At 46.8% G+C, this 26,829-nt stretch carries 24 protein-coding genes; 4 read left to right on the forward strand and 20 right to left on the reverse strand.

Going from position 1 to position 26,829, the window contains the following annotated elements; translation table 11 throughout:
- Positions 1–159: 159 nt before the first annotated feature.
- The 15 genes from cysK to SWH54_15185 form a co-directional block, all read right to left on the reverse strand.
- Positions 160–1,089: a cysteine synthase A gene (gene cysK, locus SWH54_15115; GenBank protein ID MDY6792590.1), complete on the reverse strand. Its 930-nt coding sequence runs from the start codon at positions 1,087–1,089 to the stop codon at positions 160–162.
- 28 nt (positions 1,090–1,117) lie between these two features.
- Positions 1,118–2,095 (reverse strand): serine O-acetyltransferase EpsC, encoded by a 978-nt coding sequence (gene epsC / locus SWH54_15120; protein MDY6792591.1) that lies wholly within the window; start codon positions 2,093–2,095, stop codon positions 1,118–1,120.
- Between the two features lie 20 nt (positions 2,096–2,115).
- Complete coding sequence (gene nifS / locus SWH54_15125) at positions 2,116–3,300, reverse strand: cysteine desulfurase NifS (GenBank protein ID MDY6792592.1); 1,185 nt, start codon at positions 3,298–3,300, stop codon at positions 2,116–2,118.
- Positions 3,297–4,121 (reverse strand): Fe-S cluster assembly protein NifU, encoded by an 825-nt coding sequence (gene nifU, locus SWH54_15130; protein MDY6792593.1) that lies wholly within the window; start codon positions 4,119–4,121, stop codon positions 3,297–3,299. Before nifU ends, nifS begins: the two co-directional genes overlap by 4 nt.
- Positions 4,122–4,593: 472 nt before the next feature.
- Positions 4,594–5,490: a formylglycine-generating enzyme family protein gene (locus SWH54_15135; protein ID MDY6792594.1), complete on the reverse strand. Its 897-nt coding sequence runs from the start codon at positions 5,488–5,490 to the stop codon at positions 4,594–4,596.
- A 100-nt stretch (positions 5,491–5,590) separates the two neighbouring features.
- Positions 5,591–6,598, reverse strand: coding sequence for an oligopeptide/dipeptide ABC transporter ATP-binding protein (locus SWH54_15140; protein MDY6792595.1), 1,008 nt, complete (start codon positions 6,596–6,598; stop codon positions 5,591–5,593).
- Between the two features lie 8 nt (positions 6,599–6,606).
- Positions 6,607–7,575, reverse strand: coding sequence for an ABC transporter ATP-binding protein (locus SWH54_15145; GenBank protein MDY6792596.1), 969 nt, complete (start codon positions 7,573–7,575; stop codon positions 6,607–6,609).
- 1 nt (position 7,576) lies between these two features.
- Positions 7,577–8,497, reverse strand: coding sequence for an ABC transporter permease (locus SWH54_15150; protein MDY6792597.1), 921 nt, complete (start codon positions 8,495–8,497; stop codon positions 7,577–7,579).
- A 20-nt stretch (positions 8,498–8,517) separates the two neighbouring features.
- Positions 8,518–9,495 carry an ABC transporter permease gene (locus SWH54_15155; protein MDY6792598.1) on the reverse strand — a complete coding sequence of 326 codons (978 nt, stop codon included), beginning with the start codon at positions 9,493–9,495 and terminating at the stop codon, positions 8,518–8,520.
- A gap of 55 nt (positions 9,496–9,550) precedes the next feature.
- Positions 9,551–11,284 carry an ABC transporter substrate-binding protein gene (locus SWH54_15160; protein ID MDY6792599.1) on the reverse strand — a complete coding sequence of 578 codons (1,734 nt, stop codon included), beginning with the start codon at positions 11,282–11,284 and terminating at the stop codon, positions 9,551–9,553.
- Entirely contained in the window at positions 11,284–12,288 is a 1,005-nt protein-coding gene (locus SWH54_15165; protein MDY6792600.1) for a glutathione synthase, read from the reverse strand. The genes SWH54_15160 and SWH54_15165 overlap by 1 nt, the downstream gene beginning before the upstream one ends.
- A 236-nt stretch (positions 12,289–12,524) precedes the next feature.
- On the reverse strand, positions 12,525–13,649 hold the full coding sequence (locus tag SWH54_15170; GenBank protein ID MDY6792601.1) for a hypothetical protein: 1,125 nt from the start codon (positions 13,647–13,649) through the stop codon (positions 12,525–12,527).
- A gap of 75 nt (positions 13,650–13,724) precedes the next feature.
- Positions 13,725–14,606: a RimK family alpha-L-glutamate ligase gene (locus SWH54_15175; protein MDY6792602.1), complete on the reverse strand. Its 882-nt coding sequence runs from the start codon at positions 14,604–14,606 to the stop codon at positions 13,725–13,727.
- A gap of 24 nt (positions 14,607–14,630) precedes the next feature.
- The gene (locus SWH54_15180) at positions 14,631–16,625 is read right to left on the reverse strand and encodes a hypothetical protein (protein ID MDY6792603.1); all 1,995 of its coding nucleotides are present in this window, start codon (positions 16,623–16,625) and stop codon (positions 14,631–14,633) included.
- Positions 16,603–19,830 carry an Npt1/Npt2 family nucleotide transporter gene (locus SWH54_15185; GenBank protein ID MDY6792604.1) on the reverse strand — a complete coding sequence of 1,076 codons (3,228 nt, stop codon included), beginning with the start codon at positions 19,828–19,830 and terminating at the stop codon, positions 16,603–16,605. The genes SWH54_15180 and SWH54_15185 overlap by 23 nt, the downstream gene beginning before the upstream one ends.
- Before the next feature lie 673 nt (positions 19,831–20,503).
- Here SWH54_15185 and SWH54_15190 point away from each other — a divergent pair.
- The 4 genes from SWH54_15190 (at position 20,504) to SWH54_15205 (ending at position 23,310) form a co-directional block, all read left to right on the forward strand.
- Entirely contained in the window at positions 20,504–21,298 is a 795-nt protein-coding gene (locus SWH54_15190) for a hypothetical protein (protein MDY6792605.1), read from the forward strand.
- Positions 21,299–21,330: 32 nt separating this feature from the next.
- Positions 21,331–21,591, forward strand: coding sequence for a hypothetical protein (locus SWH54_15195; GenBank protein MDY6792606.1), 261 nt, complete (start codon positions 21,331–21,333; stop codon positions 21,589–21,591).
- Between the two features lie 49 nt (positions 21,592–21,640).
- Complete coding sequence (locus SWH54_15200; GenBank protein MDY6792607.1) at positions 21,641–22,606, forward strand: hypothetical protein; 966 nt, start codon at positions 21,641–21,643, stop codon at positions 22,604–22,606.
- Positions 22,607–22,797: 191 nt separating this feature from the next.
- A complete protein-coding gene (locus tag SWH54_15205; GenBank protein ID MDY6792608.1) occupies positions 22,798–23,310 on the forward strand; it encodes a ferritin family protein in 513 nt (170 codons plus the stop codon).
- Positions 23,311–23,414: 104 nt separating this feature from the next.
- On the opposite strand, the gene hgcB is transcribed toward SWH54_15205, so the two are convergent.
- From hgcB to SWH54_15230, 5 genes are all read right to left on the reverse strand, one after another.
- Positions 23,415–23,714, reverse strand: a complete 300-nt coding sequence (gene hgcB / locus SWH54_15210; protein MDY6792609.1) for a mercury methylation ferredoxin HgcB — start codon at positions 23,712–23,714, stop codon at positions 23,415–23,417.
- 22 nt (positions 23,715–23,736) lie between these two features.
- Positions 23,737–24,945, reverse strand: coding sequence for a mercury methylation corrinoid protein HgcA (gene hgcA, locus SWH54_15215; GenBank protein ID MDY6792610.1), 1,209 nt, complete (start codon positions 24,943–24,945; stop codon positions 23,737–23,739).
- Between the two features lie 14 nt (positions 24,946–24,959).
- Positions 24,960–25,241 (reverse strand): metalloregulator ArsR/SmtB family transcription factor, encoded by a 282-nt coding sequence (locus tag SWH54_15220; protein MDY6792611.1) that lies wholly within the window; start codon positions 25,239–25,241, stop codon positions 24,960–24,962.
- Between the two features lie 361 nt (positions 25,242–25,602).
- Positions 25,603–25,974, reverse strand: a complete 372-nt coding sequence (locus SWH54_15225; GenBank protein MDY6792612.1) for a response regulator — start codon at positions 25,972–25,974, stop codon at positions 25,603–25,605.
- A gap of 477 nt (positions 25,975–26,451) precedes the next feature.
- Positions 26,452–26,823, reverse strand: coding sequence for a hypothetical protein (locus SWH54_15230; protein MDY6792613.1), 372 nt, complete (start codon positions 26,821–26,823; stop codon positions 26,452–26,454).
- Between the last annotated feature and the right edge of the window lie 6 nt (positions 26,824–26,829).

Here is a 26,829-nt window from a genome sequence, read left to right on the forward strand (position 1 = left end):
TTCAATAAATTAACCATATTGCACTTAAGTTCTTTCTCAACGATTTCTAATACACTCAGACAGTTTCCTCATTTAAAACGGGACATATTTTTGAGAATTACTATAAACAGCTACCCACGTAAAGAAAGAAACGCCATTGCCAATGCAAAAGATGGGATTTTAGTCGTCTTGGAAGAGATCGGTGCTCAGGTACCGCTCACCCGTACTGGGCAGGACAGCCACAATCTGTTTTCCCGAGTTTTCAGAGCGTTTGGCTATTTCAAGGGCTACCGAGACCGCAGCACCGGAGGAAATACCGCATAAAATTCCTTCATGTCTGGCCAGATCTCTGGCAACTTCAAAAGCCTGGTCACTGGTTACGGTGACGATCTCGTCAATAATCCCGGTATTTAGCACCTCAGGGATGAAGCCGGCTCCTATTCCCTGGATCTTGTGGGGACCGGGGTCGCCCCCGGAGAGGACAGATGAATCGACTGGTTCAACCGCCACGGATGTAAAGGATGGTTTTCGCTCTTTGATCACCTCAGATATCCCGGTGATGGTTCCACCGGTTCCCACCCCGGCAACCAGGATATCCACACCCCCCGCTGTGTCTCGCCATATCTCCTCAGCCGTGGTCATCCGGTGGATCTCGGGGTTGGCCGGATTGCTGAATTGGTTAGGCATATAGGCGTCGGCGGACTCGGAAAGAATTTCCTGAGCTTTGTTGATGGCCCCTTTCATCCCTTCCTTTCCCGGGGTGAGGACCAGTTCCGCGCCCAGGTGCCTGAGAAGTTTTCTCCTCTCCACACTCATGGTTTCGGGCATGGTCAGGATAAGCCGATATCCCCTGGCCGCGCAGACAAAGGCCAGAGCAATCCCTGTATTCCCGCTGGTGGGTTCAATGATCAGGGTATTCTTGCCGATGAGACCTTGTTGTTCGGCCGCCTCAATCATGGCCAGGCCAATTCGGTCTTTGACGCTGCCCAGAGGATTCTTGAATTCCAGTTTGGCCAGAATATCGGCATGGAGTCCCTTGGAAATCCAGTTCAGCCGAACCAGGGGGGTGGAACCGGTTGTTTGGGTAATATCACTAAAGATCTCGATCATTTTCAACACCCTCTTTTTTCGGGTTTTGTTACGTTCCTAAAGAAGATTTTTCCTTAAAGATCAGTTCGGGTTTTTTCAGAAAGACTTTGTTATCCGGCGGCACCGAATCGGTAATCCAAACATTCCCACCAATCACTGAACGAGCGCCGATCACCGTATCCCCTCCCAATATGGTAGCCCCTGCATAGATGGTCACATCATCCTCAATGGTGGGGTGGCGTTTTTTGCTCCTGAGTGCTTCCGCTGAATTTCTCGGCAGTGACAATGCCCCCAGGGTTACCCCCTGATATAGCCTCACATGATTCCCGATCTCTGTCGTCTCACCCACCACCACGCCGGTGCCATGATCGACAAAGAAACTCTCTCCGATATGGGCGCCAGGATGGATATCGATCCCGGTCAGACTGTGGGCATATTCTGACATAATACGCGGGATCAAGGGAATGTCCTGATGATGAAGCTGGTGGGCCATGCGATATACTGTAACGGCAAAAAGCCCGGGATAACTGAATATAATATCGTCATAACCCTTGGCAGCCGGATCGCCCTCATACGTTGCCCGGACATCCTTGGCCAGCAGAGACCTCAACATAGGCATTTCACGGATGAAATCGATTGCAGATTCCTGGCCTCGTTCTTCGCAATGGGTGCAGGGTTGATTATAGCGAAGACAATCATGCCTGATCGCAAGGGTAATCTGTTGGGAAAAGGCCTCAAAAAATGCGGTCACTTCCTGCCCGTAATAGTAGCTGAGATTCACCTCGTCCACCCTTGACCGGATAAAGTAACCCGGATAAAGGATGCGTCTCGCCTGTTCAATCAGGTCTATGATCGATTTCTTCGAAGGAACGGGTTCCGGGCCCACATGATCAAAACATTCTCCGCTGTCACAGGTTTGCACCAGTTTGTCCACAATGGCCGGAATCTCTTCACGGAACCGTTCTGTGGCGGCAACCTCGGTTTTACACTGATCCTCTTTGTATGAAACATCCATAGCTAATACCATTCCCTTTTAAGCTAAATCCTTCAAACATCCGTGGTGCAGGTCTGCCCATCCGGTTTCCAGTATGGGGACAGGTTCCTCAATTTCTCAATGATGGGGGGAATCTTATCAATCACAAAATCGATCTCTTCCTCGTTGTTGTATATACTCATGCTGAATCTAATGGAACCGTGGGCCATGGTGAATGGCACCCCCATGGCACGAAGGACGTGAGAAGGCTGCAGGGACCCGGATGTGCAGGCAGACCCTGAAGAAGCACAGATACCTAATTCGTCCATCAACAGAAGAATGGCTTCACCTTCCACAAATTCAAAACTGATGTTGCTGGTATTGGGAAGACGGTTCAAAGATTCTCCGTTAAGTCGGCTGTTGGGGACCCGATTTAGGATCTCTTTTTCCAGTTTATCTCGTAAATATTTTACCCGGGTGTTCTCTTCCTCCATATTCCGGGCCGCTAGTTCACAGGCCTTTCCCAATCCAACAATACTGGCGGTGTTTTCAGTTCCTCCTCTTCGCCCCTTTTCCTGATGCCCTCCGATAAGGAAAGGAGAAAACCTGGTTCCCTTGCGCACATAGAGAACCCCTGTCCCTTTGGGCGCATGGATCTTGTGGCCCGACAATGAGAGCATATCAATGGTGTTGTTCTTCATATCAATGGGTATTTTACCCACTGCCTGAACCGCATCGGTATGAAAGATAATGCCCCTGTCCCGTGCCATTTTTGCGGCCTCTTCCACCGGAAAGATAACCCCTGTTTCATTGTTGGCCCACATAAGGCTGACAATGGCTGTATCACGGGTAAGACTATCTCGGTAACGGTCCATGTCGAGTTGTCCTTCTCTGTTAACTGGAATCTCGGTCAACCGATACCCTTTATTGGATAGGTGGGTGCCAAGAACCTTAACGGCGGGATGTTCCACCCTGCTGGTAACAATATGGGCCTTCCCGGTCTCGGTGGACATAGCGGACATGATTGCCGTGTTGTCACTTTCCGATCCGCAGCTGGTAAAAATGATTTCTTCAGGCATGGCACCAATGAGGGTCGCCACCTGCTCCCGCGCCTCCCGAATCTTGCTGTCCACCTGACCACCAAAGGAATAGGCACTGGAAGGGTTGCCGTAAAAATCGTCATAATAGGGCAGCATGGTTTCCAGTACTTCCGGTGCCACCTGGGTTGTCGCGTTGTTGTCAAGGTAAATGGTTGTCATTGGGCCACCTCCTCAACGACCAGTTCGGGTAAGACCAGTTCCTGGAGCTTTTTTTCCACCAGGTTTTTAAAAGTCTGTTCAGAAGCATGGCATACGGCACAGGATCCCCGCTTGGCGACCAGAACGCGGTTTCCTACCACATCGATAAGCTCAACATCCCCGCCGTCATGCTTCAAAGACGGCCTGATTTCTTTTTCAATGGTCTCCTCGATCATCCTGATTTTCTGGATGTTGGTCAATTTGGGTTTGACCACGGGCTTTTGTTCAGCTCTTACCGTGGCAATGATTTCTCGGATGTTGTCATGGCAGTTCTCGCAGCCGCCTCCGGCTTTGGTGTAGTTGGTGACTTCTTCAACCGTGGAAAGGTCATTTTCTCTTATCGCCTTCTCGATTTCCCGGTCGGTCACGCCAAAACATTCACAGACGATCTCACCCTCTTGTTGCTTTACTCGTTCACCCTTGTATTGGGCAAGCGCCTGCTCGAGAGCCTGGCGTCCAAGTACGGAGCAGTGCATCTTTTCTTTTGGAAGACCCCCTAAAAAGTCGGCAATATCCTGATTGGTGATCTTGTCCGCTTCCTCCACGGTCTTCCCCTTAAGCATCTCAGTAAGGGCTGATGCGGAAGCAATGGCGCTCGCACAACCAAAAGTCTGGAATTTGGCATCCGCGACCTTACCGTTTTCATCCACTCTTAAACTGAGTTTGAGAGCATCGCCGCATGCCATGGAGCCCACCTCACCAACAGCATTGGCGTTTTCCACTTCCCCGGCATTACGGGGTTTAAGAAAATGATCTTTCACTTTGTCAGTATATTCCCACATCGGATACCTCCTTTCTTAATAACGTATCTGCAAACCCTCGATCTTTTATCGTATCTCTATAGTGTGTCTATGAGATCGTTGTGATAAAGGGAGTTTGAAATTTCAATATAATGGTGACCACTCATGTAGCAGGGCTGAAGCTAGTAATCCTGAAAGCTGAAGGGGTCAGAAACCACGCTGGCCGTACTTTGGCAGAAATATCTGATTTTTTCACCAAACGTGATTTCCCAATACTTCTTTTTCTCGCCGTCTTCAGCCTATCCCCCTGAGTAGTTAAAAATAACCTTATTTATTAGTATAATCACATTTTAGGGTTTGGCAATAGATACACCCGGGGTATAGCTGCACCATGCAATACCTAAAGGCCTTTGCCAATCAGTACTTTCTTGGTCTGAGACTCATCTTTTTCTCTGTAGACAGGCAATAAATTCAGCGGTATTTTCGGCCAGTTGGTAAACGCATACAGGGAGAGTTAGGGACCATCTTGATCTTCTTCTTCCATTGGTTTCCGCTCTCTTTCTTTTGCCTTGCCAATCAAATCGCCCGACTCAGTCCAGACAAGTCTGAAACCGGTGGTACGATATCTGCTGGCGGGATGACCCACATTCCGATTGGCAGAACGACACAAGTATCCCGGCCCGAACCAGCTCCCTCCCCGTCGTATCTTTCTGGTTCCCAAGTCAGTCCCCAGGGGGTCTGCCACGGCAAGTGTCCGGTAATCTTCATGCCGGTAAATGCACCATTCCCACACATTGCCATGCATATCGTAAAGTCTATAGGCATTGGGGGGATAACTCTTTACCGGAACCGCACCATCAAAGGCCATTCCCCGTGATTTTACATAATTAAGACATTCCCCTGATTTGATGCGGTTATTGCTGTACATAGCCCTGCTGCAATCAATCCTGCTCCCCCAGCTATAGGCAGTGGTTGTCCCAGCCCTGCAGGCGTATTCCCATTCCGCCTCTGTCGGCAGTCGATAAACCCCTTTTTCCCGTGCATTCAGCTTTTTTATGAATTTCATACAATCATACCACGACACCCGCGCTACCGGCATATCACCGGTCCCCTTTCGCCGGCCGAAGAACCTCTTTCCCATGATCGCCCGCCACTGTTTCAGGGTCACCTCAGTGTCCTGCATGTAAAAAGGTTTGCTGATTGTAACCGGATGCTGTGCCTCGGTTTTTGACCGATGCGGCTCATCCGGCGGGCTCCCCATGGTGAATGTTCCTGCCGGGATTAAGACGAATTCCATACCCAATGGATGGTGAAAAACCGGCTCGGAAGCAAGCACCGGGTAAGGCGCAAAAAAGTATGCCAGCACAACCATAAAAAAAAGGAAGGCTAATGTTTTTACTTTTTTTAACATCTTGGTCCGTACCTTTTCAATCTATTATAGTGATTGCCATAAATATAATTCGGGCCTGTGAATCCCCAGGGAAAATCAGCAATAGGCGTTTAATCCTTTTTCAACAACCTTTCTTAGCCCCATTGGTCGCATAAAAACAAGCCACCCAGTGGGAATCATTCGTTTCTTTTAAAAGGGGTCTTTCCAGTCGGCATTTGGTTTTATTGGCAACCCTGCACCGGGTAAAAAAAGGGCATCCTGTATGTTCCACCGCCTCTCTCTCCAAAGAAAGTAAGGTATTATTTTGATTTGGCTCAGCGGACCGCCCAAACTTGGGCAGCGCATCAATCAAGGCCTGGGTATAGGGATGTTTGGGCTTTTGTATCACCTGATCTGCACTCCCCAGTTCCATCATATTTCCCTTATATATCACCGCAATACGGTCACACAGATAGCGGGCAGCCGCCAGACTGTGAGTGATAAACAGAAGGGTGACTTCAAATTTTTCCCGCATCTCGAGCAGAATGTTGAAGATCTGGGCCGAGATAGAGGCATCAAGCATGGAAGTCGGTTCATCGGCGACCACAAAATCAGGGTTCAACACCATCACTCTGGCAATGGCCACCCTTTGCCTCTGACCACCGCTGAGTTGATGGGGATAACGGTTAACAAAATCATCGGGCGGAGAAAGACCGACTGCTTTCATTATCTGCCACACTTTGTCTTCTCTATCTTTGGCATTTCCTATTTTATGGATAACCAAGGGCTCTGAGATCGTATCAAAGATCGAAAGCTGGGGGTTGAGAGATTGATAAGGGTCCTGAAAGATCATCTGGACCTTGCGAGGGAAATTTTTCAATGCCTTTCCCTTGAGCACTCCCATTTCAAGGCCTTTCAGGTATATTCTGCCTTGCTCCGGTTTTTCCAGTCGGGCAATTAAGCGACCGGCTGTAGTCTTACCGCTCCCGCTTTCTCCCACAAGACCAAATATCTCTCCCCTTAATATCTTGATGGATATCATATTGAGCGCAATGATATCCTTCCCTCGCGCACCAAAAAAGGATGCCCTGGATGCGTATTTTTTAACTATGCGTTCCAGCTCAATAATGGTTTCTTTACCGTTGTTCATCTTGATCCTTACTTACAATCCGAACCACACTGATAACACAGGGTTTTGTGCCGCGGTGAATTTTCAATCCACACCGCTTCTCCAATTTTACATTCCGCCTTTGCGGTAGGACAGCGGTCACGGAAACGGCACCCGGGAGGTGGGTGGATCAGGTTCGGCGTTTCACCCGGAATGGGTGCAAGCCGGCTCTTTTCCCCTGTCAACGTCGGATAAGATGACAAGAGCGCCTTGGTGTAAGGATGAATCGGATGACTGAAAACCTCTTCCCTGGAACCGTGTTCCACCAACTTGCCCGCATACATAATACCGATATCGTGGCACACGTCTGCCACGATGGAGATATCATGGGAAATAAAGATCATGCTGATCCCGAATTCTTTTTGCAGCTTCATGATCTCCTTAAGAATCTGATCCTGAACAATCACATCCAGGGCGGTGGTGGGTTCATCTGCAATAATCAGCTTGGGTTTGCAGGCCAGTGCCATGGCGATGACTGCCCGTTGCTTCATTCCCCCACTGTACTGGTGAGGATAATCTCTCATACGGTTTTGAGGTATTCCAACAAGTCGAAAAAGCACTTCCACCTGTTCAAATGCCTCTTTTTTGTCAAGAGAAGCATGATGGGTAAGTATGGCCTCTGCAATCTGTTCATTCACTCGGTGGACCGGGTTCAAAGCGTTCATGGCGGCCTGAAAGATCATGGCTATTTTCTGCCACCTGATTTTCCTCATTTCTTCATCCGGCTTTTGTAAGAGATCCACACCATCAAAAAGTATGCGGCCTTCCCGAATCAACCCATTGGGGGGGAGAAGCCTCATAAGGGCCATACCCAGGGTGGTCTTTCCACATCCGGATTCTCCGACAAAACCAAAGGACTTTCCCTCTTCCAATGAAAAACTGACATCTTCCACTGCATGGAGATAGCCCTTTTGGGTGTGATAACCGACACTCAGGTTTTCTACTTGTAGCAATGCCATTTTAATCGACTCCTGCCTCCTTCCTCAATCTCGGGTCAAGCACCTCATCCATGGCCCGACCCAACATATAAAAGGCCAACGTGATCAGGGAGATACAAATGCCCGGTGGCAAAAGCCAGTATGGGGCATTGAACATATGTCCGGTCTTCCACACCCACTGAAGCATCATGCCCCAACTGACCGTACTGGGATCCCCAAAGCCTAAAAAGGCCAAGGCCGCCTCAATGATAATCGCCGAGGTAACCCTAAAAGTCATGTAAAGAAAGGAAAGCGGCAATACGTTTGGCATGATATGCCTGAAAATGATTCTGCGATGTGAAGCCCCGGCCACCCTTGCGGCTTCAATGAAAGGCCTGTGCTTCAGGGAAAGGGTCTGGGCCCTGATCACCCTGGAGACCCCCGGCCAGCGGAACAATGCAATGATCAAAACAATGGTCCAAATGGTAAGCTTACCAAATAACGCGGCAAGCATCAGTACCACAAGCATGGTCGGCATAACCATGATCATGTCTGCCAGTCGCATCAGAAGCGTGTCAACAAATCTCCCCATATACCCGGCAATCATTCCTATGGCCGTACCAAGAACAATACTCATAAATGCGGCTGACACTCCCACCAGAAAAGCCACCCGGGCGCCGGCCAGGAGCTGGCTCAGGATATCCCGGCCCATGAAATCGGTCCCCAGCCAGTGTCGCAGGCTCGGGCCCGTCGATTGGGTGATTTCCGGGTCCACTCCTGTCATGGGCTGGTACATGGAGTCTATCAGGGGTGGAATAAAGCTGCAAACGGCCATCCCGGCAAACATCACCAGCAGGCTGAGACCTATCCTGCCAAGGAGATTTTTCTTATAGATTGCCCACCCGCCCCTAAGACGATCCATCCAGGGGAATTTCTTTAAATGCCTTGTATGAGATTTCTCCATATTCGTTTTCATCAAATGATTCAATATCGTATCCGCGGGTCAAGGTAGGCGTAAAGGGTGTCCACCACCAAATTGGAAACAAGAACCACGATGGCAATAAGCAGGAAACAGGCCTGGGCCAGAGGGTAATCGTTCTGGCTTACTGACATCACAAGCTCCCTGCCTATGCCTGGCCAGGTAAAAACTGTTTCAGTAAGGGCGCCCCCGTTAATGGAAAAGGCCAGACTAAGGCCCACACTTGTCACCACAGGCAAGGCCGCATTGGGTGCGGCATGATGGTTTCGAATCACCTTTTCCGGGAGACCCTTGGCCCTTCCGGTCAGTATATAATCTTCTTTAAGCGTTTCCAGCATACTGCTGCGCATGATCAACAGATAGGAGCCGAAATGTACCAGAAAAAGGGTGGTCAGGGGAAGAATCATATGGTGGATCACATCAAAAAGCTTGGTAAAGATACCGGCATCCGGGTCAAGCCATATCTCCTCTGAGAGCATACCCGTGATGGGAAACCAGTCCATCTTGTATGCAAACACCCAGATCAGGATCAGGCCTAACCATGGAAGAAAAACAGTATGGGTGACCAATGCACCGATGGTCATTACCGTATCGGTGGTTTCACCCTTGTGCCACGATGCAATTTTGCCCAAAAATACACCGACCAGGGCGGCCAGGATAATGGATGTGGTAAATAACAAAATGGTATTGGGCAACCGATCCCATATAATTTCAATTACCGGTTGACCGTAATGAAAGGACTCACCAAAATTACCGGTGAAAAAGTTTTTCACATAATAGAGATATTGCATCCCCAGGGGTTTATCGAGTCCCAGTTGGGAGATAAGGTATTCCGCATCCTCCGGCGTCATATCCGGATCTACCATTCTTGAAACAGGATCTCCGGGGGCCAGCCGGAAAAGCAAAAACAGGACCGTAATGATCACAAAAAAAATAATGCTAATCTGAATCAGTCGTCGGCTGATATATTTCCACAATTCCATGTTAGGGGACACCTATCCACTGAAATAAGGTTGATTTATTTTAGGATCACCTGCCCTATTTTGCTTTAAGCTCACAAAATGACCAGAGATTCCCAATTCCTTCAAGCGTTTCCACCCACCCGGTGAATTTATCCTCTCGCACCGCCTCAATCAAATCCGGAGTATACAGAGGAATGTAGGGCACATCACGTAAAATAATCCTTTGCATTTCCTTAATCAATTTCCGCCGCTTCTCCTTATCCATGGTTGCAGCAGATTCATCAGCAATTCTGTCAAAATCAAGATTGTGGTACCCGGCTTTGTTGCCACCTCGCTTTTTGTCCTGTCCTGAATGGAAAAACTTTCTCATCCAGTCCGGATCAATATCCAGCCTTCCATAGCCCAGTATAAAGGCATCAAAATCATGCTGAGATTTGACCTTTTGGAGTAAAGCTCCCATAGCCATCGGCTTGGCTGAGACAGGAATGCCTATTTCTTTGAGCCATTCCTGAATAATTATCCCGCTCATGGCCCGAAGTGGATCATAGTCAGCAGGTGGAGTTAAAATACTGAATTTTTTCATCGGTTCTCCGTTTGGAAGCCGGATTTCCTGGCCCTTGACCAACTTCCCTGCCTCATTCACCGGTGGTACTTTCCAGGTATACCCTGTCTTTTTCAGAATCTCATAGGCCTTTTTGATCCTCTCCTCCCGGCTAATCCCTTCGCCGTAGCGGGGCAAATCACTACAGAGCCAGAACTTGTTGCCGGGTGGTATGACAGAATTCATCCGGGTCGCGTGCCCCTGTACAATACGAGTAATGATAAAGTCTTTGTCAATAAGTACGGCAATGGCCCGCCTGAGGTTCACGTCGCTAAAAGGCAGTTTTCTGAGATTGAAACCCCAGTAGTAAAGGGCACTTCTTTCGTTAGAAAACAGCCTTATTCCAGGTACTTTTTTAAGGTCCTCAAGATACCCTGCCTGAATGCCCCACCAGAACATGTCCATGGTTCCTTTTTTCAGGGCGAGGATGGCGGCATCAGACGTGCCGAAAAATTTGAAAATAATCCCGCTAATGTTAGGGCCCAGCATTCGGCCGTCTATGTTATGACCGGTTCCGAAAAAGTGTTTATTTTTCTGGACAAAAAGAAATGCCCCCTGACGCCACTGCTTCAATACAAAAGGCCCCGTGCCCACCGGCTTTTTTATCTTGTAATTTTGTAATGTGGTGAGAGGCTTTTCGCTGTTTCTGGCTTTTTCAACCACCGGCGCCCACTCTTTTTTTTGCACGATGGGGGAAGTCAGCGTTCGGGTGGTAAAAACAGCCATCGGTTTCTCAAGATAGAATATAACGGTGCGTTTATCGGGGGTTTCGATCTTTTTAATGAACTTCCACCTGGCTCGGTACCTGGGTACCTTGAATTCTTTTATGAGTCGTCCGGTAAACGCCACATCCTCGGAGGTAAATTCGGAGCCGTCTGACCACTTGGCCGGTCTTAGCTCTACGGTATATGAAATGGTCGATTCATCATACACAGGTTTTTTTTCAGCCAGCCACGGAACAAGCTCCAATGTGTCGGGATCCCGTATATAAAGACGCTGGTACATCAGTGAGAGGACCCTGCCGGACCATTTGTCACTGGCCAGCCAGATATTGAGTGTCTTGGGTTCATCCATCAGACCGATTTTAAGGATGCCAGCGGCACTGGCACTGGAAGCTGAAAACCCTGAACCGATCATACAAATCAGGACAAATACCAAAAACCGTATCACTCTAAAGAAGGATTTTCCCCAAAAACAGGTCAGGATCATCAATTTAGCTCCTTTTTCCTTTGGCGCTCTTTTACTTTCTGTTCAATAAAATCAATAACTTTAGCTTCGAGCTTTACATTATTCAGCCGATTGATGCGGGGAATTCCCCCCGGGCTGACACAGTTGATTTCCACCAGTTTATCCCTGAGCACATCGACACCGACAAAATAAAGCCCGTCTTCAACCAGCCGGTCTTTGATGGCCACACAGATTTCTCTCTCCTTGGGGGTTATATCATGTTTATATGCTCTGGCGCCGGCATGGATATTGGTTCTAAAGTCACCTTCTCGGGGTTTTCTTGTCATGGCCCCGAGGATTTCCCCGTTCAGCAGAAGGATTCTTACATCCCCCCCCCTTTGAGCCCCATCTATGTATTCCTGAACCATGATCGGATCTCTTTCCGGGTAGGCTTGATATGCCCTTACATAATAATTAATCAGTGAATTCAGATTGTCACGATCCCGAATACTAACCTTAATGACCCCTTCACCGCCGTATCTCTGTAAAGGCTTCACTACCATCGCCCCTCCGAAATCATAAATAATCTTCCTGAGACGCGCCGGATCTCTGGAAACATGGGTTTCCGGTATGATATCAGGAAAGTTGAGGGTGTAAAGCTTGCTGTTGCCAAGAATCTGCCCGGTGGTACTGTTTATCATAAACACCTTATCGTTTACCGGCGCTAGGAATTCCATGGTCTGGTATATCAAAGGCGGGTCCTTCCTGAGAAACAGGGCGTCAAGATCGGTAACGGTTTCAAAAATAAGCTCCTCTTTTTTGGTGCAGCTTATTAGAGAACGCCAGTATTTTTTCATGGAGAGATCGGGAGGCACCGTGATGTTGCGCATTCTTGCCACAACCTCATCCTTACGGATGTAAACATCATGGGGCTCGAGAAAATAGACGGTATGCCCTCTCTGATTGCACTCGTACATCAAATAACTGGTGGTCTCATTCACCGGGTCGATTGACTCCAAACTATCCATTAGATAAGCGATTCTCATAATCCTCCCTAAGGGCTTACAAGCATACGATTGAAACCGTAAACTCACCACAGGTCTTTAATGTATTAGAAAACCTTTCTGACCGCCTCAACAGAGGAAGCTCAATCCCTTTTGGCTAAGCTCTCATAGCATAGCTGATTTGATAAGGCAATGATCATCAGGCAAACGACAACGCTATGCAAAGCATCCACACCCGAAGGGCGTGTTTTAGTAACGTAAGAATTCATGAACGGGTATCACTTTTCCAGCTTGCCTTTAATGGTTTGCACCAGGTCGTCCCGACCGCGTTGTTTTAACCGGGGAAGTATTGCCTGGTAAAACGGCGCCCTGTGTCTGATGGTTATGTCAAAACCTGAAAAAAGTTCAGGAGAAACATCATTTTCCACAAATGCCCGGGTTTTGTGGAGAGCCCCAATGGACACAAGTTCAGTCATGGTTCGCACACATTTTTCGCATCTTCCGCAGTTCAATCTATCTTTTACATTTGCCAGGCACACTCTGAAATTCTGAAAAGCCACATCCCAATCGGCCACTATGTTTAATTTATCCAGCCTCGATAGCGGAAGATCTGTGTGTTTGATTCTCAAATCAAAGCTGGAATACTCCGGGTCAAGGAGCGGATGCGAACCGCATGGAGCCAGATTGGGTATATCATAGGATGAAGCAATGTTCACCAAACCGAGTCTTGCATCAAAGGTGTGGGCCACTGCAGCAAGAACCGCCCCGAAAAACTTATTCAGCCAGAGGTCCCGCTCATCACACAAATGCCTGATATTGGTATAAACCGGAATAAGGGTCACATCGGCATCTTCCGCCACCAGGGACATGGCGGTTTTGGCTCTTTCGAAAACGTGGTATTTCATGCCTCTTTCAACAACCCCCCCTATATCAAATCCATGAACAAGCAGGCAATCTTTTATGGATCCGGGATGTTCCTTGGGGAAGTTCATTCTGTTGACCCGCAGCGTGGCAAGGGAGTCTATTCCTCCGGACAAAAACATCCCTGCTCGCCTCTGGTCGTTTGAGCGTCGTATAGCAGAACTGATGCCGGTTTCAATATTTAGCGGTCGGTATGCGCCATCTGACCAATATTCCATCAAAGCCATCACCGTTTTCAAGCCTTCCCGTAGTCCCGGACAAATTTCAGCTTCCAACCGGATTCTTTTTTCTCTAAAATGCATGGCGGGTATCAGACAACCGACCAGAAAAGCATGGGGGTTGCAGGAAAAGTCCCCGGCAAATTTATTTTCTGTCTCAATATAAATTTTCCGGGCCGGTTGATCACAATCCTCCCAATCGACATCCGCGCTCACTCGCGTCAATTTTTTCCCATTCTCTGTCTTCAGGTGGGTGATACGCATGGTTCGTCCCTTTTTTGCCAGCACTCAAAGGTTCAAAGCTTTCCGCTGAAACCGGAATTCCGTGTGACCTTTTTATTAGCCGGCGTATCTACTGGCAACGTATTTCACAATTCTACCGGCAATGTCCAGGCCTGTAGCAGACTCCAGCCCTTTGAAGCCGGGTGAATAGTTTACCTCTATGACACTTATCATTCCATCTTTATCCATAATTAAATCCACTCCCGCAATTTCAAGACCCACTGCAGCAGTCGCCTTCAGAGCAATCTTCTCCTCTTCAGGTGACAGATCTTTCAACCGACTCTCTTTGCTCAGATGGAAGTTAGCCCTGAAGTCTCCCCCACTGGGCCTCAGCTCCATGGCTCCGACGGCCTTCCCGCCCACAACCATAACACGTATGTCCCGACGGCCGCCAGGAGGAATAAAACGCTGTACCAACAGGCCTTTTCTCCTGTCCAGGTGGCGGCGAACAACCCGCTTTTGGTCCTCTTTCGTCTCTACCAGGACAATCCCTTCTCCCTGCCTGCCGCTGACCTGCTTGGCCACTACAGGATATCCCCCCAGTTGCTCAACGGCCGTCTGAAAACCTTCGGGTGCGTTAATAAACACCGTTTCAGGAACATAAATCCGTGACGCAGTCAGGGCCTGCAAGGTAAGAAATTTGTTTTTGGTCAGGAGTATGGATTCCAGGTCGTTTACCAAAGCAATCCCCATAAGGCTGAAATGCCGTATCAAAGACAGGCAGGAATCCCCTATGGTGGCACCCTGGCGTGGCAAAACTACATCAGGAGGTTTCATATCCTTGCCACCGGCAAGGCTATATTTACCGCCTTTAAGCACAGGCCACACCTTATAAGGGTGGACAAGGGTTATCCGGTGGCCCTGTTCAGCAGCCGCTTCTGCTAACCGTCTGTTGGGATGATAATCACGATCCCTGACTGAAATGATTCCTAGGTTCATAACCATAACTATTGGTTTGAATACTTAAAGCATCCCTTCCGGTATCCAGACTCCCACCTCTTTGTTCAGGGTCTGGCTGTAAAAGGTGGCCACTCGCTTTGTTTTATTACGCAGGGCAATCTTCTGAGTGGCCACATTATCCTCACCGATAATCGAAAAAAGCTTTCTGTTTCCGATTCTTTCGGTCAGACCCTCCAGGAGCTTGGTACCTATTCCCATGCCTCGATATTCGGGCCTAACCGATGTATAGCCACGCTCCAGATATTGACTGAGATCAAGACCTGACTTTCTGTTGACCGCCTCCACATACTCGAGTCTGGGATGTTTCAAGCTGGAATTTCCCACGATCACATCGTGTTCAAGGACATAACCGATCAAAAAGGCCCGCTCGAGATTGTACCTGACCCACTTCGTTCCCACCGATCCCCCAGCTTCTACCAATCGGCAGATTTCGTCCAGGTATCCCGGTGGAAGCTCCCCGGGCTTAACAAAATGGTAAACCATTTTCTCTCCCAGATGGTAGACCGAGACTCCATCTTCCTCTACCCGCCACTGAGTTACCTTTTTGACACCATATCTGTCCACATAAAGCAGCAGATAGGCCGGATCATTCAGTCCGCTCCAAAAAGATCTGCCGGGTAATGGGGCAACCTGAGTGTAAGCCGCTGGTGTTTCTTTATTCTGATCAATTGGGCTTTCAAAGGGTGACGCAGAGGAAATAAGGCGGCCCCAGGAATGGACAATGTTGGGATTGAATCCCAGAAAACGCATCAGTTCCCGGATCAGGGTCCTCTTCGATCTTGGTGGAATCATTATGTGATTCCATATCCCCGCCCTGGAAAGGTTCCACAGGGACTTGGTCAGGCGTTCGAGCTGTCCGGCGGGATGGTGCCATTGTATCATCTTCAAACCGGCCTGACAGGCGGCAGCCAAATTTTCCGTGCATGCCGTGTGATCCAGCAAACATGTCAAACTCAGGCAAAAAGAAGGCGATTCACCGGCCATCTCAGCGGCCATCTCGGCCATATAGTCAGGCGTCATGCGATCGTCCGCAATTAGAAAACCATATGCTCCGGTATCCTGCGCCTGCTTTTTCAATATGTTCAATAAGTTCGCCGGGAGGATTAAACCGGTCCGGGAGTCGGTAAGTTCCTCTAAAGGCAGCATGGCTGCCGGAGCCAGATAGTCTTTTAACGGCAGACCGTTATAGTCGGGCACCGCTGATTGTTCTGAAGGGCCGCTTTCCCCGAATCTGTTGACTAACGCAACAAGCCAGCTCAGGTCGGTCTCCTGCAGCAGGCTGTCCATATAATCCGCAGCATCCCCAACTATCTTGCCATCACCCAGCAGGGCCACATGAAGGTCAGGCCTCAGCTTTTTGGCAAAGCAAGCCATGGTCAAAGCGGCCGGTAACTGGTCCGAAACGCCTACGGTCAGAATCATAAATTCAACATCCTGGTGGGCGATCCGCCGGGCCAGCCGCTTGCGGAAAAATGAAACAAAGGGATTCTTTTTCTCATCCTCTACAAATACCTCTACCCCGTTCCAGTCCTTCACCGCAAGGTTAGAAAAACCGTTCCATCGAACACGAGAGGGGTAAAAGGCAAGGGAGCCCAAGGCCAGTAAGTCGTTTATGTCTTTCAGGGCCACCATGCATGGTCCCGGACGATAGAAGTCTTCTGTTTTAATTATGTTGAGACTGTGGTCTGCCCCGGCAATTTTATCTTTCCAATGTCTCGGGTTTGAGTTTAGATCTTCCAGTAAAGCGGCGGTATATGAGTCAACTCCGTTATAATCCCCCCGGGTGTTTCGTTTTTCAATTACACCTATGAGACCGGTCAGAGTCTCTGAAGTAAGAAAATGGTTTATAAAAAAATCGAGATTGGCATCATATGGTTCGATACAAATTCCACTGCCAGACATGTTTCCTGCCACATGGGCCAAAACCCATGGTGGCATTGTCGGGCTGGTCACCGGTGGATGGACCAGCAGGATATTAGCCGTCGCTCTCGTTTTCATAACAATTCAATTTCTCATGCGTTTTACGGAGGCGGGCACCCAACACCCGGCAAATATGAAGGGCGATCTGGGGATATTCCCTTACAATTTCGGCAAAATCCCGCTTGTTGAGCATCAAGAGGCGGGTCTGTTCTTCAGCACGGATGGTCGCAGAACGCGGTATGTCTTCAAAAAGAGCCATTTCACCGAAATAATCTCCAACGCTGATGCGGTCAAGTTCAATCTCATGGTCTTTCGCCTGGCCTTTATTGACAGACACTTCGCCGTCAATAATAAGATACATGATCTCTCCGGGTTCACCCTCTTTGATCACCGTCTCTCCGGGCTGAAATACGCTCACTTCCGTCACAGATGCCACGGCTGCTAGTTCGGTAATTGAAAGCCCTTCAAATATCTGAATATTCCTTAAATGTATAATCTTGTCAGGGACACTGATTCCTGTTCCCATACCATCCTCCTTTTCTATGGGGCGAACCTGATTCAGATCAAAGACACATTGCGCCATCTGACAAACATAAATCTTATCGGACCCGGTTAGGTTCTCAACAGCTTCCTTAACCGCCTCATCGACATCCTGATGCGAGACCAAATACAGCGTCAGAACAACCGTCACCCAGTTCTGTTTGGCTAGAAGGTGCGGATATATGGCAGTTGGATCAGAAGCAAAATTAGGCAATTTAAACTTTTTTCTGCCCACTGCCAAACACTGGGATGTAGAAAGGCCTTCCAGAAGGGGCATCATAATTTTGGATAAAGAGGAGTCTAACAAATCATCCAGGGCTTCCACACTGTTTGATCTCTGACGGAGATCGGCTGATGAAATTCCTCGCCAGATGGTCCGCATCTGACCGGAACGATCCTGTGAGGCCAGCACCCTTAACGCATTTTCCAGGCGTACTTTACTTTTTTGCTCCAGGTGATCCAAAAGCAAGTCTCTCTCGTGACTCACCGGAAGAAGGCGTACGGTTTCTGCCTCAGCCATGTTTCGGTAACTTCTTTCAAGCTGAAAACGAGCGGCCCGAAACACATCCAAATCCTTTATGTCCATTGATTCCAGTAAATAAAAAAGGCCATCCCGGACCTTACGTCGTGGTATGATAAGGGATTCAACCAGCAGTTGGGCGTTCTGGTAGGAAGAACTTTCAAGCTTGTGTTTTGCTTTTTCATGGACGCGATTTGACGGATCGTTCAAAAGGGCAATAACTGCTCGCAAATCGTCATCATCCTCTATTTCAAAAGCCTCCAGGGCTTCCATGCGTACGGATTCCATGGTATGGGAAAGATAATTACCAACAAAAGCATTGCTTTCGGAAGCCCCAAGCCGGTTAAGGCCTGCCAGGATAAATGATAGGATGGGGTCATTTTTTTGTTCGCCCAGCATGTTTTTCAACCGGGGAATGTACGTATCCTCTCCGGACTCTCCGGCTGCAATGACCCCTGCCCTTCTCTCGGCAATATCATCCTCATCGAGCCAGGTATCAATCATTTCCCGGTACTTTTCCGGAACTTGATGATAAAGGCCTGCGGCCGCATAGGCCTTGACTTCAGGATATTTTGCGGTTTTAAAGACTTCCGTTTCAAAATCGGATGAGAGCTTGGAATCCAGCCGGTTCGCGGCTTTGGCAAGGGCAACCATGAGGTCCGGACTGCCCGGTTCGGCCAATTCCTTAAATACCCGGATAGCCTCATCCCCTGCCTGCGGCGAAAGCATAGAAAGAAGTTCTATTTGGATCATGGTCCCCTGGTTTTTAAGGGTGGAAAGAATATAGCCATCCAGCCCTTGCACCTCCAGCGACTTGAGCAAACGGGCATACCACAGGCAGTCATTATCTTTGGCAGACAAAAAGGCCTGAACCAATTGGTTCTGCACTTTTTTGTCATTGAAGACATGGCCGACGTCCTTTTCTTCCATGGACTTGAGGTCCAGCATATTTCTGGATATCAAGTCGAGCAGAATTTTCGAGTATCCTCTCTTGAGGAAAAAAGTGGTGATGATCCACCCCGCCACAAAGATCATCGCTACCACAGAAAGATACCTGGGATGGACGAGTCCCTCCGAAAACATGATGAATCCCGCACCCATCAGTACTCCAATCCGCACCACGGTCCCCCGTAAAAACGGCCTGATCACATTCCGATATGATTCCGGGAAAAGACCCATCAGGATGTTGGTGGCAGGGACATTCATGGTGGTTCTCAAAACATTGGTGGATATCCTTGCATACATGGCCGAAAAAATATCAAAGCGCAGCAAAAAAGCGATGAAGGCAAACATATAGTTAATGGGATGAAACATAAGAGCAACCGGCAGTCCCCATCGGCCGTAAAGTTTTCCGATAAACAAAAGAATAACCAGGCTGATAATATTTAGAATGCCCCTGAAATAGCCAAAAAACTCGATCATGGTCCTTTCATTACCAAATGACTGATCAACTGCATAATTGAACTGGTAATTTATGATGGGGATAACGATATTGGGCATGAGGGTCAGCATAATCAGGATTTTAACCAGCCTGGATTCTCTGATAAGAGGAATCACCTTCTTAAATTCTTCAATGATAGAAGTGCGTGATTTTCTTTTTGGGGGAACCTTGTCCGATAGCAGCAAAGTCGGAAAATGAACCCTCATGCTTTTCACGGTAATCGCACCCAGTAAAGTCGTGCCAAGATAGGCCAGCATCAGATTGTCCATAGATATGGTCTTGGCCAGAAAAGGGGTGGCAAAACTGCCAATGACGCCTCCTAAGACTCCACCAGCCGTGATCAGCGGAAACAGGCGCTTGGACTGCCTGGTATTGAAGAGATCGTTGGCCAGGTTCCAGAAAACAAGTCCGAGCAAAACCTCATATTGGGCCTTTAAGATAAACAGCATGGGGTATAGAATATCGATGTCCAGAGGAATAATCAGACGGAGCCCTGCCACAGAAGCACCACAAAATAAAAGCAGATATGTCAACAGTCGGCTTCCCTGAAGCCTGCCCATAAGTCCTACCATAAACCCCATAATCACAAATGTAGATACGGAGTTGACCATGTAAACAATAGGCAGGTACTCGACACCAAATCTCTTTAAAAAAGCGGTCTCGGCAAAATTATTAAAAAGAACACCGGAGGTACGGATGAGAAAAAGAAGAACGGCAGTCCACAGAAACAGTCTCCTTTCATCCTGGTAGATATTTAACCATTTGCTTAAGATTTTCAGCATACACTACCCTCAGTGCTCAATTATAAAAGGAGACCCGGAAAAAAACGAAGTGACAAGAATTCCCCAATCAAGAACGAAATAAGGAACAATTCAACCCGACTTGAGCGATGTTTTTAAAGTTAGGTGCTGATATCCTAGTGCACAGGAATTTGCAAAAATCACAGGAATATCCGTAGATATGCCAAGGCTTTTTGCGCAGCTAACCGTCACAGATCGAGCAGAAAATCGCTCAATTTAGTTCAAGGTATTGTGCAGTAACCGAATATTCTAAGACATACAGTGGAAGTGGAAAAAAACGCCACCCATTATCCGGCAACCGACGACTCGGATTCAGATAACAGGTACCAACGACATTGTCAAGAAAGCACTTTTCTTATAGGCAATCTAAAATGTTGTAATTTTGGGGATTTCCTCGACCGGATTCAATCTGACATTGACGTTTTCCTATCAATGTGGTTTTCTAAGATGAAATAAGGGAAACTCAGTGATAATTGAAAGAAAGAAAATGACGGAAGGTTAATAATATGAATGATACTTTGTTTCTGCAATTTTATAACCGAACCAAAAGTGGTTACTTTGACCTGTACAACGGTTTTCAGACACCTATGACCTGTGTAAAAACAAAGGAGATTTTTACTGGACCGAGCATGAGATAGACCGCACCAAATGGTACTTGAATGAAACATATGAAAATAGAAAATTACCTATTAATAAAGGCACCGTCTATATCAGCGCCATCTATATGAATCATTTGTATCAATCCTACATATGGGCAAAAGAATATCCGGAAATCCGTTTTATCGTAGGTGGACCCATTGCCGCAGAAAGGCGAATCGATAAAAACCGCTGGCATCCGGTTTATGTGAAGGTTGACAGTTATGATATGTTGCCATCGAATTTGAAATTAACCGGCCAAAGTGTAGAGGACTGGTTTGAAGTTCCAAATTTTTCCGGCAAATGGAGGGTGGATGTGCCCGAATTTGTACCGGATGACAGCCGTATTTACTTTTCCTACACCTTGGATAACGGGTGTTATTGGCGTAAATGCGTATTCTGTAACATTGCCCTTCATGCAGGGGAAGTATTCAGGAAAAGAAAGGATATGAACTATGAGTTTGAAACTATGGCACATAATGGACATAAGATAGTGCGTTTAAATACAGGATCTATCACCACCAAATACATCAGAGAAGTACTCGTTGAACTACCCCGGGACCATGACTTGGAATACCGACTGTTTGTAAGACCTGCCAAAGCGGAAAATAGGGCCTTAAAGGAAGTATTACACAAGGGTGGTCACAAATTTCCCAAACTGGTATTGGGTTTTGGTATGGAGTTCCCACCAATCGTATGTTGGAATATATCGGCAAAGGATGTAATACAGATGAAGTATTGGAATTTCTTCGTATCTGTCATGAAAATAGAATACACATTAATGCGAACTTCATATTGGGTTGGAACAATTTGATCCAGGATGATATTAAAGAATTAGAAAGTTTCATGGACCGTGTACCTGAAAATTCGATTACGACTTTTCAAATGAGATGGCTGTTTGCTCATCCACACACCACGGTCCATGACACCTATAAGGGAAAAGCGGTCAGATTGGGACCATTTTATGAGGGTTTTCGCACGATCATAAACGAAGAGCAAATTCAGTTAAACAAACAAGCCGGAGATATTATTAACCAATATAAGGACATCAAACATTACAAACTCGAAGGTATGGTAAATATCAGGAAACATCTGGAAAAGAATTGATTCAATTATGCTATGATTTAGATAATGTGGATTATCAATGGAGGAAAAGATGAACCTGAGGCGGTCAATGGTGTTTTTTATCGCCTTTTATTGGGCGTTGTTACCCTGTGGTTGCAGTGGAGGTGGAAAAAACGTACCGATGAGACCGTCCATTGAAAAGAAGGAGAAAAGCAAACCCAGACTGATCGTACTCCCCCTCCAGCCTGAGAAAGGTCAGGCATACAATGGAATTGGGATAGGGATTCATTTCCTGCTGGGAAATGTGGTGGCCCTTCACAGCGGACTTAAGGAGTTCTGGTTTGGCTGGCGGGTAAAGAAAATCTTCCTCCAAAAAGAAAAACTAACCGCCTATTGCCGGGGTAAGGGTCCCCGGCTTGACATTACCAAACTTGCCAAAGCACAGGGCATCCGTTACTGGCTATGGGGCAGCGTTCAACAGCACCGAGAAATGGTAAAGGTCACACTGGTACTTAAGGATACAAAGGGAAAATGCGAAAAATGGAAAACCGGTCTGATGCTGGATCCGGCCGACCATCTCATAGGATTCCGCAAAGGGTTCTTGGCCTGGTTAAAGGCTTGCGGCCTACCCCTGGCAGATACCCAGGTCCCCAAGGCCTTATGGCCTGAAACCACCACTCTAAAAAGTCTGGATCTTCTGGGCCGGGATTTAAAGACTTATTATTTCCATTCATCCTGGGGTGATAAAGGTCCGCTGGATTCCAAGCTGTTCGATCGTTCCATCTCCGCAGCCCCTTCCTCTTACCTGGCTCACAATCTAAAAGGCTGGGTCCGTTATAAGAATAAGGACTATGAGTCAGCCAAAGAATCATTCCGATCCGCCATCAATATAAATCCAAACGGTTTGGGCGCGATTTCCGGCCTGATGTGGTGCGCGGTTTATACCAATGATAAAGAAAAGGCCTGCCAATGGGCCATGGCAAAGGCCGATATCAGAGGCGAAAGCCGCGAGGCGGCCATGGTCAAGGTGGAAAAACGGATGAAAAATCTCCACTAGCCTGGCATGAGATATTTTCTCATCCCCCACCAACCCCAATGGCAAGGACCGATTTTTCTGATATCAAAATTAATTTTATAAATCGTTGCAATCGTTTTGATTATGATTATATTTTGTCTGTCGATATGAACCTCACTCATCTTAAACCCAGACCTTAGGGCTTAAAAGTCAAATGCGGAAAGGAAAGCGAAATGAATAAAAACACAGAGGAAGTACTACAAGGATTAAAAACAGCCATGGAGGCAGAGCTGACCGGCCATGAGTTTTACAAAAATGCCGCTCAAACCACCGCTGACCCAGTTGGGAAAGAGACCTTCTCCCGCATGGCCGAAGAGGAGATCGGCCACTTCAACTATCTGAGACATCAGTACAAATCCGTTCTGGAAAAAGGTGAGTATGACTTTACCAAAAAGCTGCTAAAAAAAGATCATCAACATGCGGAAAGTCCGATCTTCAGTGATGAGATAAAAAGAAGGATCAAGGACAGTCATTTTGAAGTCAGTGCACTGACCATTGGCATGAAATTGGAATTAGATGCCATGAGATTTTACCGGGCTTGTGCGGAAAAGGCTGACGATGAGGAGGTAAAAACGCTTTATAATGAATTGGCTGACTGGGAAACAGATCATTATCGCGCCTTTGAGCAGCAACTGAATATGCTGAAAGAAGACTACTTTCAGGCAAATAATTTTGTTCCCATGTAAGGGTGTTTTTTCTATTTTTTTAGAATCATTTGAATTTCATGTGCAGCAGCCTGCTCTGTAATAGGTTTACTGGCTTTTAAAGTGCTTCCCAGAAGGCTTATGTTTTAGCAACAACCACCTGTTTCAGCAGAACCACAGCTAGCATTTTCTTTGCCTTTTATCCAGACCTGGATAATATAGGAGGCTCAACCTACACCAGGACTGACTTCTATTGCATGGGTAGGACAGTTATTCACACATGCCCCGCACTCCATGCAGGCGTTAAAGTCGATAATTGCCGCTTTTCCCTGCCTGATCTCAAAAACATGGTGGGGGCATACTTCGGTACACAAACCACACCCGATGCATTCCTCCCGGTTGAGTATCAGTGACGAAACATCGTCTAGGTATCTTATATCTTCCATGATTTGTTTTCCTGTTTTAAAATTAAAATGCCGAATAGATCCAGAAACCTGTTGATATTACCAAAGCGATTAACTGTACAGGGATGAACCTTTTCATCTCCTTTTCAACACCGGAGGGTGAGGTAAAGGGGGTGGCGCCGGTAAAATTCATGGACAGATAGGAGCTTATGGCCATCACCAATAAAAACAGACCGATAAAGGCCGTAATCCCATGAATGGACGATGAAATTGACAGAAATAAAAGCGCGGCAAACACAATTCCGCATAGGAGACCTTTTGCGGCAAACTCTCTAAATGGGATATAGGGCAGCAGTGCGGGGGTAATGACTGCACCGGAAATAATTCCCACCAAAAGCGCCAGGATAGACACCATTCCCCTTTCAAAAGCACTTGAAAAGGAAAAGAAGCCCGGCCCGAAACCGGACAGAATAATCAAAACCATTGAGGCTAGCAAAGCCGGCTTGAGGACCGTTTTCAATTCAACCGGGGTGAGAATCAGCCTTTCAATAAAAGTGAAGGTAACCATTCTCATCTTTTTATCGGCCTTTCTATTGTTTTTAACAAAAGCGGGAATGTCTTTTGCCCTGACAGGGCCGAATACCACTTTAAAGCCGGATTCTTTTTTTACCTTTCCGGCAGTCACTCCGGTTGCACCCAGTTGTGGAACGATCACCCGTTTATGGTCAACCACTTTTTCCAGGGAACATCGTTTTATTCTTTTAACCAGTTCTCCAGTGGAAAAGGTTCCTTTTCCGGCAGCACACCAGACATTTACCCCGCCGGTATCCAGAACAAGAATCCAGGCATCCATATACTCCAGCTCCCGCCTCAGGTGATCAAAGGTCAGTTTGAAATTTGCGGTAACCAGGACCTCTGAAGCTTTGTCAGGGTTTCCCACACAATAAAGACCGGGTGCCACTTTGTAATTGTGCCTGCCAATACCGCTTCTTACCACCAGGGTGGATAGAATATCACTTTTATCCGGTTTGGTTTTTACCTTGGGAACAAAACCGGTATCGGTGAAAACAAAATCTTCCACAAACGAGCCAATGATATACCCCGGCTTTTCATGATCGGCAAAAACATTCTTTGGTCCAATGCCGCCATCGGTCCCTGCATCATCCATTTCTGGCATGATTGAAACCCCGGTGGATTCAAGCCTAGTGTCACAGCCCTCGTTGCTGCTGCAATCAGACCCACAGCCACATCCGGTATCTAATGGTTCTTTCAAATTCAGCTCCCTGTTTATAATTTCGACACATACTTTTTGAATTGATTCAATACATCAAAATCGACACAGTAACACGTTTTTGGTCCTTCAATTTCACCATGGACAATACCTGATTCTTTAAGCAGCTTAAGGTGTTGGCTGATGGTCGACTGGGAAAAGGGGAAAATATTCACAATTTCTCCACATACACAAGAATTGATTTTTATTAAATGCTCCACAATCTTAACCCTGGTGGGATGTCCCAGCGCCTTGAAAATTTTGGCGAGTGTATCTGCATCCATTTTAAGTTTCGGCATAAATACTTACCTCGATTTCTGGTAACTACCCCCGCTGTCAGGCTGAAGCATGCCAGACCGAGTCGTTACCTTTTCTTTAAAAATCCAAATAGAGTTGTTTTCCTTCGCTGCTGTATAAGGACATAAGAACAGTATCTAAGCAAACATCGGTTCCCTTGCAAATACAGCTGTCTTGATCAAACTTGCTTTTCAATTTTGGGCTTTCTTTTCTGTCATCGTTTATCGTCTTTTAACGATAATATAAAAACCATACTCTGTCAATGGCGTTTTAAAAATTTTTAATTTTTAAAACGGAAAAAAATAAGGAAAAAAATTAGGAGACCGTCAAGTTCTAATGGACTAATTTATTGCAGTGGGAAGTTCATGTTCTGTCAAGAACCTTAGCGACTGTCTTTTTAATGCGATCGATACTGCTCCCTCTTTTCTCCACAAAGGTCACTGTGTTCAAGATATCCTGCTGTATTCCTTTTTCCGACAGAAAAGAATGAACCACTACAGTCAATGCTGGGAAATGCTCCCTGAGTGTCTTCACCAGGAGTAAATTATCTGTATCAGGCAGATCGGGGTCTACAATCAAAAGGTCTAAAGGCTCTTGCCCCAATGTATATTGAATGATTTCCTGACCGGTTTTCGCCAGTTGAACCTGGTAACCTTCCAGCGTCAGCTCGCGCCTTAACAACTCCCGGACATGGGAATTGCGGTCAGCTATTAATATGTTGTAATTTTTTCTCAAGGGTCTTCCTTAACTGTTCGGTATTACATCAATATCGACCATGATTACCGATAAATTATGAATACGTAAAATATGATCACAATGGGGATGGAACACTACATGTGGAACAACACTTTATCAAAAACTACGGTATATGGTAGTCGCATTTCAAACTTCTTTTTTTACCAAATTATCAAACCGGATCAATTCCTAAAGTCGAATCGATCCGGTTTTAGCTGCCAAGTATTTTCCATAAAAAATTTTAACTAACATTTAAAGCAAACCCCGCCGGACGAGATTAACCATAACACATGTATAAAAAGCGGTCTTTAGAAAAGAACAACTTCCCTTCTTAATTGCCTATACTATTAAATGCTTAAAAAATTTATGAACGTGTTTACAGCCAACCTACCGGCCTAACAGGCCCATCCCTTTTCAATCACAATACGCAAGGTTTGTGCCAATTAGGAAAGGAAAGGTCAAAACTTATTAACTGTCTCAAAATACAAGCAATTTTTTAATAAGAGAAAAAGCGAGTGAATGCAGGTGAAGAAATTGGGTGTCGGTTGTTTTTACAAGTTGTAAAGCAGACAGACCATTTGATTCGATTTTTTGCATCTTTTGCGATATAATTAAAATTTCATGATCGGTAACAGCATAGTCGATTTTTTCGGCCAGTATATCGGCAATTTCCAGTGCACCAACGCCTATTTTAGGGGAAAGGCAAATGGTAGATGATATCTTTGCCGGAAAAGTTTCTGGTGTGTTTTGAAGCCGCTGTTCCCAATTGCCCGCGTACTGGTCTGCCACCGTATGAGCATCCACTCGTTCTTTGTCATAAGCCCCTGGTATATATTTTAGCTCATTCATGGTTAA

The sequence above is a fragment of the Thermodesulfobacteriota bacterium genome (genome assembly GCA_034189135.1).
Taxonomy (GTDB): Bacteria; Desulfobacterota; Desulfobacteria; order Desulfobacterales; family JAUWMJ01; genus JAUWMJ01.

Bases quoted from the DNA above. Each gene is read 5' to 3' on its own strand.
- cysK (MDY6792590.1), bottom strand. From the start codon at position 1,089: ATGATCGAGATCTTTAGTGATATTACCCAAACAACCGGTTCCACCCCC.
- epsC (MDY6792591.1), bottom strand. From the start codon at position 2,095: ATGGTATTAGCTATGGATGTTTCATACAAAGAGGATCAGTGTAAAACC.
- nifS (MDY6792592.1), bottom strand. From the start codon at position 3,300: ATGACAACCATTTACCTTGACAACAACGCGACAACCCAGGTGGCACCG.
- nifU (MDY6792593.1), bottom strand. From the start codon at position 4,121: ATGTGGGAATATACTGACAAAGTGAAAGATCATTTTCTTAAACCCCGT.
- SWH54_15135 (MDY6792594.1), bottom strand. From the start codon at position 5,490: ATGTTAAAAAAAGTAAAAACATTAGCCTTCCTTTTTTTTATGGTTGTG.
- SWH54_15140 (MDY6792595.1), bottom strand. From the start codon at position 6,598: ATGAACAACGGTAAAGAAACCATTATTGAGCTGGAACGCATAGTTAAA.
- SWH54_15145 (MDY6792596.1), bottom strand. From the start codon at position 7,575: ATGGCATTGCTACAAGTAGAAAACCTGAGTGTCGGTTATCACACCCAA.
- SWH54_15150 (MDY6792597.1), bottom strand. From the start codon at position 8,497: ATGGAGAAATCTCATACAAGGCATTTAAAGAAATTCCCCTGGATGGAT.
- SWH54_15155 (MDY6792598.1), bottom strand. From the start codon at position 9,495: ATGGAATTGTGGAAATATATCAGCCGACGACTGATTCAGATTAGCATT.
- SWH54_15160 (MDY6792599.1), bottom strand. From the start codon at position 11,284: ATGATCCTGACCTGTTTTTGGGGAAAATCCTTCTTTAGAGTGATACGG.
- SWH54_15165 (MDY6792600.1), bottom strand. From the start codon at position 12,288: ATGAGAATCGCTTATCTAATGGATAGTTTGGAGTCAATCGACCCGGTG.
- SWH54_15170 (MDY6792601.1), bottom strand. From the start codon at position 13,649: ATGCGTATCACCCACCTGAAGACAGAGAATGGGAAAAAATTGACGCGA.
- SWH54_15175 (MDY6792602.1), bottom strand. From the start codon at position 14,606: ATGAACCTAGGAATCATTTCAGTCAGGGATCGTGATTATCATCCCAAC.
- SWH54_15180 (MDY6792603.1), bottom strand. From the start codon at position 16,625: ATGAAAACGAGAGCGACGGCTAATATCCTGCTGGTCCATCCACCGGTG.
- SWH54_15185 (MDY6792604.1), bottom strand. From the start codon at position 19,830: ATGCTGAAAATCTTAAGCAAATGGTTAAATATCTACCAGGATGAAAGG.
- SWH54_15195 (MDY6792606.1), top strand. From the start codon at position 21,331: ATGGACCGTGTACCTGAAAATTCGATTACGACTTTTCAAATGAGATGG.
- SWH54_15200 (MDY6792607.1), top strand. From the start codon at position 21,641: ATGAACCTGAGGCGGTCAATGGTGTTTTTTATCGCCTTTTATTGGGCG.
- SWH54_15205 (MDY6792608.1), top strand. From the start codon at position 22,798: ATGAATAAAAACACAGAGGAAGTACTACAAGGATTAAAAACAGCCATG.
- SWH54_15220 (MDY6792611.1), bottom strand. From the start codon at position 25,241: ATGCCGAAACTTAAAATGGATGCAGATACACTCGCCAAAATTTTCAAG.
- SWH54_15230 (MDY6792613.1), bottom strand. From the start codon at position 26,823: ATGAATGAGCTAAAATATATACCAGGGGCTTATGACAAAGAACGAGTG.